11 protein-coding genes are annotated in these 15,159 nt (G+C 59.5%); 2 read left to right on the top strand and 9 right to left on the bottom strand.

Features of this window, described 5'->3' with window-relative positions; genetic code table 11:
• Positions 1-1,074, top strand: a complete 1,074-nt coding sequence (locus ATN00_RS17495) for a hypothetical protein (protein WP_062066998.1) — start codon at positions 1-3, stop codon at positions 1,072-1,074.
• A gap of 57 nt (positions 1,075-1,131) precedes the next feature.
• Entirely contained in the window at positions 1,132-2,202 is a 1,071-nt protein-coding gene (locus tag ATN00_RS17500; RefSeq protein WP_062067001.1) for an LLM class flavin-dependent oxidoreductase, read from the top strand.
• A gap of 281 nt (positions 2,203-2,483) precedes the next feature.
• Here ATN00_RS17500 and ATN00_RS17505 read toward each other — a convergent pair whose 3' ends face one another.
• The 9 genes from ATN00_RS17505 to ATN00_RS17545 form a co-directional block, all read right to left on the bottom strand.
• Positions 2,484-4,157: an FAD-dependent oxidoreductase gene (locus ATN00_RS17505; RefSeq protein ID WP_082635238.1), complete on the bottom strand. Its 1,674-nt coding sequence runs from the start codon at positions 4,155-4,157 to the stop codon at positions 2,484-2,486.
• Between the two features lie 58 nt (positions 4,158-4,215).
• Positions 4,216-5,091: a TIGR03619 family F420-dependent LLM class oxidoreductase gene (locus tag ATN00_RS17510; RefSeq protein WP_420496685.1), complete on the bottom strand. Its 876-nt coding sequence runs from the start codon at positions 5,089-5,091 to the stop codon at positions 4,216-4,218.
• A gap of 240 nt (positions 5,092-5,331) precedes the next feature.
• A complete protein-coding gene (npdG, locus tag ATN00_RS17515; protein WP_062067007.1) occupies positions 5,332-5,988 on the bottom strand; it encodes an NADPH-dependent F420 reductase in 657 nt (218 codons plus the stop codon).
• Positions 5,985-6,815 carry an SDR family NAD(P)-dependent oxidoreductase gene (locus ATN00_RS17520; RefSeq protein ID WP_062067010.1) on the bottom strand — a complete coding sequence of 277 codons (831 nt, stop codon included), beginning with the start codon at positions 6,813-6,815 and terminating at the stop codon, positions 5,985-5,987. The genes npdG and ATN00_RS17520 overlap by 4 nt, the downstream gene beginning before the upstream one ends.
• Positions 6,812-9,151 (bottom strand): 5-amino-6-(D-ribitylamino)uracil--L-tyrosine 4-hydroxyphenyl transferase CofH, encoded by a 2,340-nt coding sequence (cofH, locus tag ATN00_RS17525; protein WP_062067013.1) that lies wholly within the window; start codon positions 9,149-9,151, stop codon positions 6,812-6,814. The genes ATN00_RS17520 and cofH overlap by 4 nt, the downstream gene beginning before the upstream one ends.
• A complete protein-coding gene (locus tag ATN00_RS17530; RefSeq protein ID WP_062067016.1) occupies positions 9,148-10,149 on the bottom strand; it encodes an LLM class flavin-dependent oxidoreductase in 1,002 nt (333 codons plus the stop codon). Before ATN00_RS17530 ends, cofH begins: the two co-directional genes overlap by 4 nt.
• 111 nt (positions 10,150-10,260) lie before the next feature.
• A complete protein-coding gene (locus ATN00_RS17535; RefSeq protein ID WP_062067019.1) occupies positions 10,261-11,355 on the bottom strand; it encodes a CaiB/BaiF CoA transferase family protein in 1,095 nt (364 codons plus the stop codon).
• Positions 11,355-12,284 carry a 3,5-dioxohexanoate:acetyl-CoA acetone transferase gene (gene kce / locus ATN00_RS17540; protein WP_062067022.1) on the bottom strand — a complete coding sequence of 310 codons (930 nt, stop codon included), beginning with the start codon at positions 12,282-12,284 and terminating at the stop codon, positions 11,355-11,357. Before kce ends, ATN00_RS17535 begins: the two co-directional genes overlap by 1 nt.
• Positions 12,285-12,367: 83 nt before the next feature.
• A complete protein-coding gene (locus tag ATN00_RS17545) occupies positions 12,368-15,049 on the bottom strand; it encodes a winged helix-turn-helix domain-containing protein (RefSeq protein ID WP_231746322.1) in 2,682 nt (893 codons plus the stop codon).
• Between the last annotated feature and the right edge of the window lie 110 nt (positions 15,050-15,159).

Consider the following 15,159-nt stretch of genomic DNA (forward strand, 5'->3'; position numbering starts at 1 on the left):
ATGCTCGAAGTCGCCGATCGTTCCGTCTCCCACGACGAAAATTCAGCCACTACGTCGGGTGGCAGCCCAATTGCGATGAACGCCATCAATCGTTGGGTGCCGCATGATATCGTGATGCGGGACAGTTGGTTTCCAGTCGCGCATAATTATTCCGTGACAGGCAAACCCGTCCGCCGCGCCGTTTATTCAAATCCCATCTTCCTGTGGCGCGACAATGGCGTCGTCGTTGCGAGCGAATTTCATCCCAATGAACGGATCGCCCGCGACAAGAGCGAATATACCGATGTTCGCGGTCGCTATCCGGTCATGGAACATTATGGCGTAGTGTGGGTCTGGTTCGGCAATCCACTGGCAGCCGATCCGGTTCATCTCCCCAGCCTGCCCTTCCTGCCTCCCAAGGGCGGCCTGCCCCGGCACATGACTTCGACCGTCCGGTTCGAATGTTCAGCACCTATCAGCCTGGAAAATCTGATCGACCTCACGCACGCCGACTTCCTTCACGCCGACGTGGTTGGCGATGAGCGTTCGGATAGCGAGACGGTTGAAACCTATTACGACAGCGAAACGGTCACGATGATCCGCACCTGTGTCAACAAGTCGGTGGCGCCGGTGATGAAATTCTTCAGCGGCATCAAGCAGCCGACCCAGAATGTGCGGCAGGTGATCCGCATTTATCTGCGCTCGCACTGTGCGATCGCCTATGGCCGTTTCACACCCGGCGACGATGTGCCCCTATTCCACCCCTGCACGCCCGAGACGCGTGATCGCACGCGGATGGAAATGGTCATGAACACATCCAATGCGGGTCTCATGTTCCGTCACGTCATGCCCAAAGCGGGCTACAAGGTGTCGCGTCAGGACAGCTATATGACCTCGCCGCAAAGCCCGCGCTACATGCGTCACACCGACCGCAAGGATTTGCACAGCAAGTTCGATCAGGCCGGGCAACGCTATCGCATGGCCATGATGGAATTGGCTGACCGGCAGGCGAAGGGCGATTTCGCCTATCGCGACAATGTCAGCGCTGATTGCAGCGACATCATCGGCCTGCGTAAGGAACTGTTCCAGTTCTGATCTGAATTTCCCAATGGGCGGGCAGCGATGCCCGCCTTTTTTTTATTTGGAGGGCTCATGCCCAAACTCGTCAATGCTGTCGGCGGCGAACGCCGCTGGTGGGCCGTCATGCCTACCCTTCCCGCTCCTGTCATGGCCGGTATCGGCCAGCAGATGGAAGAGGCTGGCTTCGAAGGCTGCTTCTCGCTTCAGATCTACGGCCCGCCCTTTGTGCCGATGGCTGCCACTGCGGCGCTGACGAGCAACCTCAAAGTCGGCACCGGTGTCGCCATTGCGGGTACGCGCAGCCCGGTGGAGACTGCTTACGCGGCAATGGACGTAGACCGGATTTCCAGCGGACGCTTCATATTGGGCCTGGGCTCCAGCATTAAAAGCTGCGTCACGGGCATGTATGGTGAGCCGGAACGCAAGCTGCTCAGCCATTTACGCGAGAGCGTGAAGGTTATCCGCTATGTGGTCGCCAACGCGCATAAAGGGCTCGACCCCATCAAGGGAGAATATTTCTCCGCCGATTTTGAGGAGATGATGCTCACCGCGCCGCCAGTGCGAGAGGAGATTCCGATCTGGATCGCGGCGTTGCAGGACAAGATGACCGCTCTTGCGCTGGAAGTCGGCGACGGCCTCATGGTCCATGCCCTCTGGTCCGCAGCCTATACGAAGAGCCGCCTGCCCTTCATAAACGAGACGCTGGCCAAATTCGGTCGCAAGCGCGAGGATGTCGAAATCAACGCCTGGCCATGGATTGCGGTCAATGATGACAAGCAGAAGGCAATCGATGACAGCCGCGCCACCGTCGCAGCTTATTCCGGCTACAAGGAATATGAGCCCTTTTTCGAAGCGATCGGCTTTGGCGATCAGGCCCGCGCCTGCCAGCTAAGCTTGGGCGAACATGGCGACATCGCCAAGGTCATCGGCAATGTGTCAGACGAAATGGTCGAAGCCTTCGTAACCTGCGGCTCGGTTGACGAAGTGCTCGAAAAGATCGAGCCGTTCTGGGATGTCGTGGATTCGCTCTGTCCGATGACGCCTTATCGGGATCTGACCATGGAACAGCTCACCGAATATAATGCCGGTCTTTACAAGCTGGTTGCGACCGCCCGCGCTCGCGCCGGAACAGCTACAGGTTGAGCTGCACCGGCCCTGCGAGAAGGCCGCCGCACAAGCACTGAACCCTGCCTTCGTCGAAACGCAAAATCACTCATGCGCGCAACCAGTGTTGCCAGAGGGATATGCGCTTCGATGCAGGGTAATTGCAGTCCCAAAATAGAGATCGGTGCGGCAGTTATGGGCGATTGAGGCTCAATCTCTCTCGCTCGGTAAAAGCGCGCGCGTCACCCTCCACTGCTGCAAGGTGAGCCTGCGCGAACCTTCATCTGCCCGCACGCTACTGATCGCGCGGGCGTTCCCGGTCATGCCCCAACCAGTTCCTCCGCCATTGCCTTGCCCGCAATATAGCCTGTCACCATGGCGGGCCCCACATTACAACCATGGGCCGGCGATTTGCCGCGCCAGATGGAGTTGGCGTCGAGGCCTGCGGCGAACAGGCCCTTCACCGGCGCGCCGTCCGCGCCGATCACACGGCACTGCTCGTCGATCTTGAGACCCACCGTCGTGGACCCATCGCCCGGATAAATCTTGATGGCATAAAAAGGCGCCTTTTCCAACCGGCCCAGGCACGGATTGGGCTTGTTCGTCGGATCGCCAATCTCGATGTCGATTTGCGTATCGCCCTTGCCAAATTCCGGATCCTTACCGGTTTCAGCATAGCGATTCATTTTCGCCACCGTCGCCATCAGCCCATCGGCATCCACCCCGATCTTATCGGCCAGCTCCCGCAGGCTGGGCGCCTCTGTAACATAGCCTGCCGCAATCAGCTTCTTGAGGCCGCCGCCGCCAGGATAAACCATGCCCATGCCATATTTCTTAATGAAGGCGGCATCACCGATGATGTGTGCCGGCACGGTGCCGCTCTTGTGCATGGCTTCCACGAAATGAACGGACGCCTCGTTGCCAAAACGCTCGCCCTTCGCATTGACCGCGATGCAGCCGGGTTTCGACATGTCGATCAGATGTGCATAGCGCGCGACATAGCCGTCCGGGCGCGTCATCTTGGAAACCACGGCCCAGACCGCATTGACCAGATTATCACCGTCGAGCGAAGCTCCCGCCTCCAGCCCCATATTCATGCCATCGCCGGTATTTTCATACGGCAGGATGGAAACATGCTCCTCGGCAAAGGGAATATAGGCTTTACGCAGCTGCTCGCTGGCTGAAAAGCCCCCCGACGCCAACAATACTCCGACCTTTGCGTCGATATTTTCGCCATTCGCGCGCACGCCGGTCACGCGGCCGCCCTTCACTAGAAGTTTGTCGACCGCGGCATCCTTGCGAAGAGTCACTCCGGCATCAATCGCCGATCGCATCAGCCGCGCAGCCAGCGCATTGCCCATGGTGAGCCGCGTTCCGCGGGGATAACGGCGCGCCTTGTCCAGGCCGAACTTCGCCGCCAGCTTACCAAAATGGAACAGGGATTTGGGCGATGGCATCTCGGCCAGATAGGGAAGATCGAACAGATCGATCATGAAACCGCCGGGCGCGTTGAATTCCTCGCGAGCCGGGCGCAGCTCGGCAAAATGATTGCCCAGCTTCTTGCCGTCATATTCCTGTGGCGCAAGCAGGCGGCCATGATCGGCAGAACCGGCGACTTCGGGATACCAATCACTGCTGGGCGGGGAGAGGAGGAAATGTACCTGGCTGTGCTTATCCAGCCATTCCACCATTTCCGGCCCTGTATCCAGATAGGTATCAATCAGCGCGGGATTGGCCGTCGGCCCGATCACGTCCAATATATATTGGCGCACGACAGTCCGGTTGTCCTCCACACCGGCGGCCTTTGCCTGCGGGCTGCCGGGAATCCAGATGCCGCCACCCGAAACCGATGTCGTGCCGCCGAAATGTTCGGCCTTTTCAAGAACGAGGACCGACAGCCCGGCGGACGCGGCTCTGATCGCTGCCGTCAAGCCCGCAGCACCAGACCCCACTACCACCACGTCATATTGGGCCATCAAGTCCTCCCGTTCCATTCTTCTTTTACCGACATGGGGGAAGCAGCGCCTGTCAGCCCCTTTCCCCCGGCAGGGTTCAGATTTTCGGCATGATTTCTTCGGCGACCCACTGAAGCCGCTCGATATATTCGTTCAAGCCTGACACGCCCGGCGGCAGCGGGACGATGGTTTCATTGACCCCCAATTCCTTCAGCCAGCCCACTTGGTCGATGACCTTCTGCGCGTCGCGCGTTCCAGGAGCGCGCGGGTCATCCATAATTTCGTGATGGGCGCCGACATTGAGCATTTCCAGTGCAAAGAACATGTCGATGGGTCGCCCGTCATATTCAGGCTGCGACCGAATGAAATCGAGACATTCGGGGAATTTTTCCGGCGGCGTCCGGAAAGGCGACCAACCATCGCCAAACTTTGCCACGCGCTTCAGCACCGGTTCGGCATCGCCCCCGAACCAGATCGGCAGACGCGGCTTCTGCACCGGCTTGGGCGCGAATCCGACATTCTTGAAGCTGACGAACTCGCCTTCGAATTCGGGCTTTTCCGATGTCCACAGCTCGATGATCGCCGCGACATACTCGTCGGCCATGCGCCCGCGCTGACGGAAATCGACGCCCAGCATGTCGAACTCCTCCTTCAGCCAGCCGACGCCAAACAGCGCCGTCGCACGCCCGCTGCTCAGCCAATCGAGCGTCGACCAGGCTTTCGCCTGCACGATCGGGCTCTGCAAAGGCAGAATCGAAACCGAAGAACTCAGCTTCATGTTCTTGGTGCGGCCAGCCAGGAAAGACAACGCGACTGTGCCATGAACATAATGGTCGCCCGAAAGTTCGATATGCTCTTCCGGGATGATGAAATGCTCACCCAACATGCATTTGTTGAAGCCGAGTTGATCGGCGACCGCCATTGCACGCCCGATATCGTCTCCGGTCAGAGCATATTCCCATGGTTGCGTCATAGCGGCAACATGCATGCTGTTTGGAACGCCGACGTTAAGCTTCATTATGTCCTCCCATGTTTCTCTAAGCCGGAAGGATAGGCGGCGTCGCTTCAGGAGCACCTTCCCACCGGAAGGGGGGAAACAGCTTGAAAACCAAGCCAGACCACGTTTCCCGTAGCCCAGCACTTACCCTCAATCGACCACTTCTGCTGGCCCCTGTCCGAAGAGAGGGTCATCGCCCTCTCCAGCCAAAAACCTTCACGCCTCCGGCGGAATCAACTCCCCGGTGATACGAATGCCTGCCCCGTCGACCTTATATGTCTTGTTCATGAAAATAAGGATCGACGTCAAAGCCTCCGCCGCTGCCGAATTGACGAGTGCTCCCCCATGCAACCCCCGCAGGCCCATGGCATCGGCCAGCGCGACGATGCGCGACCGGGCATCCTTGTCATCACCGAAAACCAGCACATCGCATCCGACATCGACATCCTTTGCCAGTTTGTGCGCGGCCACATTATGGAAGGCGGAAACAAGCGTCACATCATCGCCCAACACATTCCGCGCCTTTTGAGCGGCGGAACCTTCATCCGGCAGTTGGACGCGCATCACTTTAGGCGGAACGAGCGGGACGGTAGTATCCACGACCAGCTTACCGGATACATGAGGGGCAATGTCGCGAAGGGTCGCTTCCTGCGCGGCAAAGGGGACCGTCACGATAACGATGTCGGCTCCGGCTGCGACGTCCGCATTGGCGCCGCCGCGCAGACCATGTCCCAATTCCGACGCGGCCTTTTCCGCACTTTCGGCGCTGCGCGACCCGATCGTCACAGAATAGCCCGCACGCGCGAGTCGCCACGCGATCGCAGCGCCGAGATTGCCGGTGCCACCGACAACGGCAATGGCAGGAACTGTCATATTTTTTCCTCTGATTGGTTGGCGGCAAAGCGCATCATGTCCGCAAAAACCGCAGAATGTGAGGTGAAACCACCATCAGCCACAATTGATGTGCCAGTGACGTAACGGGATTGATCGGATGCCAGAAAAGCGACAACTTCTGCAATATCTTCCGGGCGGCCAAGATAGTCGACCACATTATGCTCACGCATCAGCGCCTGCGCCTGCGGTGGCATATTGCGATCCAGGGCATCCGTCATCACCAGTCCGACCACGACGACATTGGAACGTATACCCCGCTTCCCATATTGCGTGGCAATATAGCGCGAAAGGCTGAGCATACCGGCCTTGGTCGTGCCATAGGCGGGGAAGTCGAGATCCCCGGCCAGGCCCTTGCCCGATCCGGTAAAGATGATCGAACCACCGCCGCCTACAAGCATATGCGGGATAGTATGTTTTGCCGTCAGCATCGCCCCCCGAAGGTTGACGGCGAAGGCCCGGTCCCAGAAATCGGCATCCATATCCCCGATCAGGCCGTCACTCTCAAGCATACCGGTCTGGGCGGCGTTGCTGTGCAGGATATCCAGCCTGCCGAAACGTTCCACGACCTGCGCGATGCCCTTCTCTACCGTCTCTTCGACGGCAACATCCATGATGACGGCAATCGCTTCGCCGCCCCTTTCCGTAATTCGCCTGACGGCTTCGTCGAGTGCTCCGGCCTCCCGCCCCGCCACGGCAATTCTTGCCCCGCGGCTCGCCAACATGAGAGCGGTAGCCAGTCCTATTCCGGTCCCGCCACCCGTGACCATCGCGACTTTGCCGTCCAACGGATATTGCAGATCGGTCATGGTGTCTCCGAAAGAACTGCCGCCCGAGGAGGCACCGGTTGATAGAGCGTGGTGCGCTGGCGGACGGGCCGTCCTACCATTGCCGCCAAGGCCCGCATTTCATTGGGACCGAACTCCTGCCCGTTGACGCCACCTGCCGCGCGGGTGATCGATTCGTCCATCAACGTGCCACCCATGTCATTGGCGCCCGCGTTCAGGATCGCCGACGCGCCCTCGGGTCCCATCTTCACCCAGGACACCTGTATATTCGGGATCACCGGATGCAACACGATACGTGCGACCGCATGCATCAAAACCGCCTCGCGATAGCTTGGGCCCGAGCGCGCGAGACCTTTGCGCCAGATCGGCGATTCCATATGCACGAAAGGCAACGGCACGAATTCGGTGAAGCCCCCGGTCGCCTCCTGCAAGGCGCGAATGCGAAGCAGATGGCGCGCCCAGTGCCGATATTCCTCGACATGGCCGAACATGATTGTCGCCGTGCTGCGTAGCCCGACCCCATGCGCCACGCGCATCACTTCGATCCATTCATCCGCCGTCACCTTGTCAGGGCAGATGATGGCTCTAACCTCTGGATCGAGGATCTCCGCCGCCGTGCCCGGCAGCGTGGAAAGACCAGCCTCCTTCAACCGCGCCAGATAATCCTCCAGCGGCAAGCCCAATGTGCTGGCGCCGTGCATCACCTCCAACGGCGAAAAAGCATGGATATGAATGCCCGGCGCCGCCTCACGCACCGTCTTCAGGATGGCCAGATAGGTATTGCCATCATAATCGGGGTGAATTCCGCCTTGCAGGCATACTTCAGTCCCACCCCGATCCCATGCTTCAGCCGCACGGCGGCCAACCTCGGCCAGATCGAGCTTGTAGGCCGGCCCGCGCATGGCTTTGGTGCTGCCTTTAGAGAAAGCACAGAAACCACATTTATAGAGGCAGATATTGGTGTAGTTGATATTGCGATTGATCGCATAGGTCAGCGTATCGCCAACAGCCTGCTGACGCAGCCGGTCTGCCCAACCGACTATCGCGGCGAAATCATGTTCCTCGGCATTGAACAGCTTGACGATGTCCGGCTCGCTCAATCGCCTCCCCTCTTCTGCGGCAGCGAGGATCGACAGAACCGATCGGGACGCATAGGCTGCGTCTCCGGGCACGATGTCCGGAACGGAATCGCCATGTCCGGCGGACCAGTCATCGACCTTGGGCAGTCCCCGTCCATCTATGGCGCGTAAAACCTGCGTGGCGACCGCCGGTGCGGCCCATTCACGCGCGGCGAGCGCGTAGCGCGGACCGATAGCGAGCCGTTGCCGCAACATGCGTCCCGCCGCCTTGGTGGCATCCTCCAATATTTCCAGATGCGGCCAGGGCGCTTCAGGGTTCACATGATCGGGCGTTACGGGCGACACACCGCCCCAGTCATTGACGCCAGCACGGATCAACGGCGCCAGGTCAACACGATCATGAAGATTGGGTGGCGCCTGGATTGTCATTTGAGGCCCAAGGATGATCCGCGCCGCTGCTATGGCCCAAAGATGATCGTCAAGCGACGGTTCGGCATGGTTCGCCATCCTTGTACCCGGCTTTGCCCGGAAATTCTGGATGATGACTTCCTGAATATGACCGTAACGACGATGAAGGTCACGAATTGCGACCAGCGCCTCCACCTGCTCGTCGCGGGTTTCGCCAATGCCGATCAGCAGGCCGGTTGTGAATGGCACCCGCGCCCGTCCGGCTTCTTCAATGGATGCGAGGCGTAAGGCCGGTTCCTTGTCAGGCGAACCGAAATGCGGGCCGCCGCGCTCGCACAGCCGGTTAGAACCGCTTTCCAGCATGATGCCCATGGAGGCCGCATGCGGTCGCAGCAGCGCATAGTCGGCACCATTCATCAATCCCGGATTGAGATGAGGGAGCAAGCCCGTCTCACGGAACACCAATTCCGCCATTTCAGCGAGATAGGACATTGTGGAGTCGTGCCCCAACTGCTCAAGTGCCTGACGCGCAGCGGCGTACCGAACTTCCGGCTGGTCTCCGAGCGTGAATAATGCTTCCCGGCATCCGGCCGCCGCACCCGCCCGAGCGATAGCCAGCACCTCATCTCTGCTGAGATACGCGTCGCCAGCGCGAGCCGGCGTGGTGGCAAAAGTGCAATAATGGCAGACGTCACGGCACAATTTTGTGAGAGGAATGAAAACCTTGCGGGAATAGGTCACGCAATGCCCATGGGCAGCCAGGGTCATCCCTTCCGCGGCGTCCATCATATCCGCAAGCGATCGGGATCCCAGCACCGCTGCGATCCCGGCCGCTTCGTCTTCGCTCAAATGCAGCAGGTCCAGTGTCACATCGCGCTCCGAGCTTGTGCGAGTCCTCGAATTGTTTCCAGCGGCGCTGCATGTCCGGGCAAGGCCGCAATGAAGGTGGAGACCCCCAGCGCCTCCAACTCCCGCAACATGTCCGTGGCGGCTTCAACCGGTCCCGCCAGCGTATCAAAGTCCGCCAGAAATTCGGTAAGTCCCAATTCTTCCATCAAGGCCACATTCTTGCCACCGACAACCACATGCTCGGTCGGATCGTACCGCGCATGAAGTTCCTTGATCTTGCCGCGAAACTGCGTTGGAACCCGCGCCAGCAATTCCGGCGTGCGAAAAGCCATGCCGTTTACGACGATGAACGCCTTGAGATCGTCTATGGCTTCTGACCGGCTGGGACGGATCGAGGCGAAGGAGACAACCCAGATATCTATCGATTGGGGATCGCGTCCTGCCGCCTGAGCCGCTGCCCGGACCGCGCCGATCCGATCCTTCAGCGTATCCACGTGCTGATCGCCCGCGAACAGAATGACGCCGTCGGCCTGTTCCCCCGCAAGAGCCAGTGCCTTGGGACCGAATGCGGAATAATAGATCGGAATCTGACGAGCGAAACGCAGCGGCTTGATCTCAGCCCCATTCAGTTCCACCGGGCGCCCGGCGAACAGTTCGCGAAGCGCACTCAGTTCCGTCCGAATTTCCTTTTGCGTGGCGGGCGGCCGTCCGATGGCCAGAACCGTGCTCCCGCCCGTCGCCAATCCCAGTGCGACCCGTCCACCCGACAGATCGTCAATCGTGCTGAGCGCAGATGCGGTAACCAGCGGATGCCGCATGAAGGGCGAAGTCACCAGGGGCGCCAATGTCGCCTCGGGAGCCTCAAGCGCGGCAAGCGTGAGCGACACATAAAGTTCATGCCAGCCCGCAGGCGAATCCCCCACGGTAATCAGCTCGAAACCCAGATCGGAGGCAAGCCGCACCTCTTCACGAAATGCCTCCAGCCGGTCCCCCCACATGCTGCATATGCCAAGTTTCATGACCGCCCTCTCCAAAGCATCCTATGTCCTGCCGTCTAGCCGCCCGTTCACTATCATAAAACCTGTCCTTGTAGAGGGAAGGCGACAATCACGTCCGATCCTGCAAAGCAATCAAGACCAGTCGGCGATCAGCTCCGCTATCGAGATGGGCGATGGTTCACCAATGACACCGGCGTTCAACGACAATCTCGGCGCGGGCGCCGACTGAACGATGCCGTTGCGCCGAATGAAGGTTCCACGCGCCTCATTATGTGCATGGTGAGGCGCCTCCTCCATCGACAGGACAGGCGTGACACAGGCGTCGCTGGCCGCGAACAAGGCAGCCCATTCGTCCCGCGCCTTCGTCAGAAAGGCTGCGGCGAAGTCGCTCTGCATCGCGGGCCAGCCGTTTCGATCATTCTGATCATATTGCCGATCTGAAAGGCCCAGCCCTTCTACCATTTGAGCAAAGAATTTGGGCTCCAGACACCCTACTGCAACATGCCGTCCATCGGCGCATTCATAACAGCGATAGAAGGGCGCGGCGCCGTCCAGCAGATTGGATTCAGGAGCATCCACCCACAATCCCTTGGGCTGCCACGCATAGAAAAGGCTCATCAAGGACGCGACCCCATCAGTAATGCAAGCGTCGACCACCTGCCCCTGACCTGTGCGTTGGGCAGCAAGCAGCGCACTCAACATCCCGAAAATCAGGAACATGGCCCCACCGCCATAGTCACCCACCAGATTGAGCGGCACCGGCGGCGGCCCATGCCTTTCCCCCATCGCATGAAGCGCACCGGTGATGGACAGATAATTGATGTCGTGGCCGGCCCGCAGCGCCAACGGTCCCGATTGTCCCCATCCGGTCATTCGACCGAATATGAAGCGCGGATTGCGTGCAAGACAGACGTCTGGGCCAACTCCCAAACGCTCCATGACGCCGGGCCGATAACCCTCGATCAGACCATCCGCACGCTCGACCAGATCAAGCAATTGTTCGCGGTCGGCATCCTTCTTGAGATCTAGATAGACCACGGCCCGGCTGCGATGAAGGACGTCGCCACCCACATCGTCCCAGTCCCCCGCTCCCGCCGATGGCGGCCTGGCTATGCGGACGATCTCGGCGCCCATATCGGCCAATAACATCGCTGCGAGCGGTACCGGGCCGATCGCGTCGATCTCCAGTAGACGAATACCGGCCAATGGCTCGCTTTTTCCTGTCATCAGATGTTTGTCCGGTCCGCACCCTTAAGGTCGAGCATGGCCCGCGCTTCGTCAGGCGTTGCGATTTCGAGACCCATACCCTCGACAATCTGCCGCGCAGTCTTGACCTGCTCGGCATTGGTTTCGGCTAGACGTCCCGGCCCACCCCACAGCGAATCCTCCAGACCGATGCGAACATTCCCGCCCATGGAAGCCGCCATGGCGACGATGCTCATCTGGCGTGCGCCAGCTCCCAGCACGGACCATTCATATTGATCGCCGAACAGCCGATCGGCCGTCCGCTTCATATGCATGATGTCATCAGGATGGCTGCCAATGCCCCCCAATATGCCGAAGCAGGTCTGAATAAACAGCGGCGCTTTCACTAGCCCGCGGTCGAGAAAATATTTGAGATTGTAAAGATGGCTGGTGTCGTAGCATTCGAACTCGAAACGCGTTCCCAGCGGCGACAAAGTTGCCAACAGATGCTCGATGTCGGCGTAGGTATTCTTGAACACGAGATCCCGCGACGCTTCCAGTGCGGCGGGTTCCCAATCATGTTTGAACGATTTATAGCGATCCAACATCGGGAACAGGCCAAAGCCCATGGTGCCCATGTTGAGGCTGGCCACTTCCGGAGCAAAAGTCTGGGCAGGACGAATGCGCTCCTGCACCGTCATGGAGGGGTGCCCCCCCGTGGTCAGGTTCAGCACGGCGTCCGTGCGCTGCTTGATGACCTTGAGAAAAGGCTCGAACAAATCGGGATTCTGGTCCGGACGCCCGTCGACGGGATTGCGCGCATGCAAATGGATGATGGCCGCGCCTGCCTCCGCCGCGCCAACTGCCGATTCCGCGATTTCTTCCGCGGTTACGGGCAAATAGGGCGACATGGATGGCGTATGGATTGCGCCTGTAATCGCGCAGCTGATGATGACCTTGCGTTTTGCCATGATATTTCCTTTCGCGCAGATCGCGCCGTTCGCAGCTTGGATGAGCGGCGCAATCTATCCTTCGATAGGAAGCCGCACGACGGTCAGGGCAAAATGCCCAGCTGGCGCGCGCGCAGAACCGCTTGGGGCCGTCGCCGCACGCCGAGCTTGTCATATATTTGCTGCATATACCATTTGACCGTACCTTCGGTCAGACCGAGGCGATCGCCGATTTCCCTGTTACGCAATCCACCGCTGACCATCGTCAGAATGTCGACTTCGCGGTTGGCAAGGCGACCAGTCAGGCCGAAATCATCCACTTCTTCCTCGTCCGCTTCAATCTGCGGCCCTCTCCGCAACATGGATACAAGACGAACGGCAAAGCGGTCGGTGGGCGTGTCCAGTTCCGGCCCCTGCGAATAGGCTTCGATAATCAGCGATGCGATCACCTCTCCCTCATCGATGAACACCCGTACCCAGCCGGCCGGTTCCGCCATTTCGACGGCTGCGCGCACTGCCCTGCGCGCTTCGGATCGATTGCCTTGGAGAACCGCTATTTCCGCCAGCAGCAATTCGAAAATCACGGCCGAGCGCACCGCGCCTGCGCGCTTCACGAATTCCAGCCAGCGATGGGCAACCTTGCGCGCCCGACCGAGCCGGTGGCGCTGCATCTCGATCCTCAGCCAGGCAATAGCGATGCTTTCGTTGCGGCGCGTCGGGCGCAAGGTCGGTATGGGTTCTCCATCCAACTGCGGGTCGCCTGCCAGGAAATGCCTCTCCGCCTCTTCGATCTGTCCCGCCTTGATCAGCAGCCGGACTTCCTCAGCCACGATGAAAGAGCGAAGGCGATCAAGGCCGCACTCAATCGCAACGAGATGGGCCTCGTTGAGCGTTGAGAGGGCGCCGGGCAGATCTCCCTTTGCCGCACTCAGACGGGCGTTTACCAGATAGCCTGACGCCATCTGATCGGAAAAACCCCATTGCCGCACGACCGGCAGATAATGCTCCACCAGCTTCGCCGCCTGTTCCAGGTCGCCAGCATCATAGAGCAATTCCGCAAGCGGCAGCGCAGGCAGTGCCGCCAGACCGGAACCCGGGCCATGAATCTCCACCGCGAGCGTGAAGGCCTCTTCCAGAAATCGTTGGGCAAACTGGGTCTTACCCTGAGCCATCATTGTCGGCGCGACCGATGATTTAAGGGCAATGGACGCGAAATCCGATCCGGGACGGGATAGAGCCCGGCTGGTTTCAGCCTCAAGCTTGAGCATGTCCTGGAAGTGATAAAGTTCTCTCCTCGCCGACATGAGCTGTGCAAGAAGCGTGCAGCTCAAATAGGCGTCACCGTCGGCCAGTTCAGCGAGCAGCGGCTCGGACTCCGCTTCGACCTTAACCATGTCATCGCGAGCGGCCGCGAGCATGACGAAGCGATGGCGGATCAGCAGATCGAGTTGCTGAATTGCATGCACTGGCAAGGACCGGCCCTCGCGGCGGATTTCATAAATTTGCCGCGCGGCGGAAAGCAGCCTGTCCGCCGAGGAGAAGGCGAGTTGGCGAATACGCCTCCATGCAAGCGCGAGTAACAGATTCGGACGCTCAGCAAGGAGTGGCCAGGGAAGCTCGCTTCCCAGTTCGTCGATGCGGTACAGATAACCAGAATAGGTCAGTTGCTCAGCCAGCCGATCCAGCTGATCAGCAAGAAACGCCTTGTCATCGCTCAACCGCGCATGCTCAATCGCAGTAGCCAGCTGCCCGTTTTCGGCAAAATGCTCGCTTGCGCGGCGATGCATGATCGCGGCACGGCCGGGCGCGCGATCCATCAGCCGGCCAAGCACCATTTCGCGAAATAGCCGATGATAGGAATAGCGGCTATGCTCCTGATCGATGGCATTTAGAAACAGCCCTTCTCGAAAGACATAATCGAGCATCACACGGGCATTTTCGTCCCCTGTAACCGCAGCACAGGCAGAGGGAGTCAGTTCGTCCAGTATCGAGGTATCGACCAGGAAATTACGCACCTCGTCGGGCTGCAAACTCAGCACCTCATCATGAAAATATTCAGCAAATTCCGGACGCAGCCCCGTCAAACGAAGACCACCCGGCATTTCGCTGGCTCGGCGGTAAAGATCACATGCGATGATGATGCCTGAAACCCACCCCTGCGTATCGCCAATGATATCCTGGAGATTGCGTGAATCGACAGGCGTTCCGATGGTCCTGGTGATGAGTTCGGTCGCTTCCGCCAGGGAAAAGGAAAGGTCGGCAACCCCCACTTCAACCAGAAAGCCGAGCGCACGCATGCGAGCTAGCGACAACCCTACCGTGCCGCGCGCGGCAATGATGATCGTCAGGGCATCCCGCGCGCTTGATGACAGCTGCGCGACGAAGTCAAGGATGGGTTGACCCAACAATTGCGCGTCATCGACGATGATGACCGGTCGCACGTCTCCCATCATGGCAAGCGTCGTCAACCACTTCTCGTCAGGCGCGCCGCTCTCCAGATCATCCCATGGCAGACCGGCCGCAATGCCAGCGGCCTTCAGGGCTTGCAGGAAAGATTGCTTGCTTCCAATTCCCGCCCGAGCTGCCAGCCAGAGAACAGGGCGCCCCTGAGCGCGAAGCTCTTCCGCCCAGAACAGCATCGCCGTCGTTTTTCCGCTCCCCGCGGGCGCAGACACCGCCGTCATCCGCGACTGGGCCACCTTTTCCGTCAACGCGACAAGCGCAGCGCGCCGGATTGGCGTATGTGTCGAACGGGGCGGCAAGATGGTTGTCGGCACAACAGTCACGCTGTTCTCTCCTAAGCACGCGCCTTCACACGATTCGTTTTCTCGTATGAAATATATTTTGGGCGAGGAATCTATAAACGCAACCTCTTTTTCCTATCCACAGATAGGTT

Source organism: Sphingobium baderi (assembly GCF_001456115.1).
Taxonomy (GTDB): domain Bacteria; phylum Pseudomonadota; class Alphaproteobacteria; order Sphingomonadales; family Sphingomonadaceae; genus Sphingobium; species Sphingobium baderi_A.

Bases quoted from the DNA above. Each gene is read 5' to 3' on its own strand.
- ATN00_RS17530 (WP_062067016.1), bottom strand. From the start codon at position 10,149: ATGAAACTTGGCATATGCAGCATGTGGGGGGACCGGCTGGAGGCATTT.
- npdG (WP_062067007.1), bottom strand. From the start codon at position 5,988: ATGACAGTTCCTGCCATTGCCGTTGTCGGTGGCACCGGCAATCTCGGC.
- ATN00_RS17535 (WP_062067019.1), bottom strand. From the start codon at position 11,355: ATGACAGGAAAAAGCGAGCCATTGGCCGGTATTCGTCTACTGGAGATC.
- ATN00_RS17505 (WP_082635238.1), bottom strand. From the start codon at position 4,157: ATGGAACGGGAGGACTTGATGGCCCAATATGACGTGGTGGTAGTGGGG.
- ATN00_RS17520 (WP_062067010.1), bottom strand. From the start codon at position 6,815: ATGACCGATCTGCAATATCCGTTGGACGGCAAAGTCGCGATGGTCACG.
- ATN00_RS17510 (WP_420496685.1), bottom strand. From the start codon at position 5,091: ATGACGCAACCATGGGAATATGCTCTGACCGGAGACGATATCGGGCGT.
- kce (WP_062067022.1), bottom strand. From the start codon at position 12,284: ATGGCAAAACGCAAGGTCATCATCAGCTGCGCGATTACAGGCGCAATC.
- ATN00_RS17500 (WP_062067001.1), top strand. From the start codon at position 1,132: ATGCCCAAACTCGTCAATGCTGTCGGCGGCGAACGCCGCTGGTGGGCC.
- ATN00_RS17495 (WP_062066998.1), top strand. From the start codon at position 1: ATGCTCGAAGTCGCCGATCGTTCCGTCTCCCACGACGAAAATTCAGCC.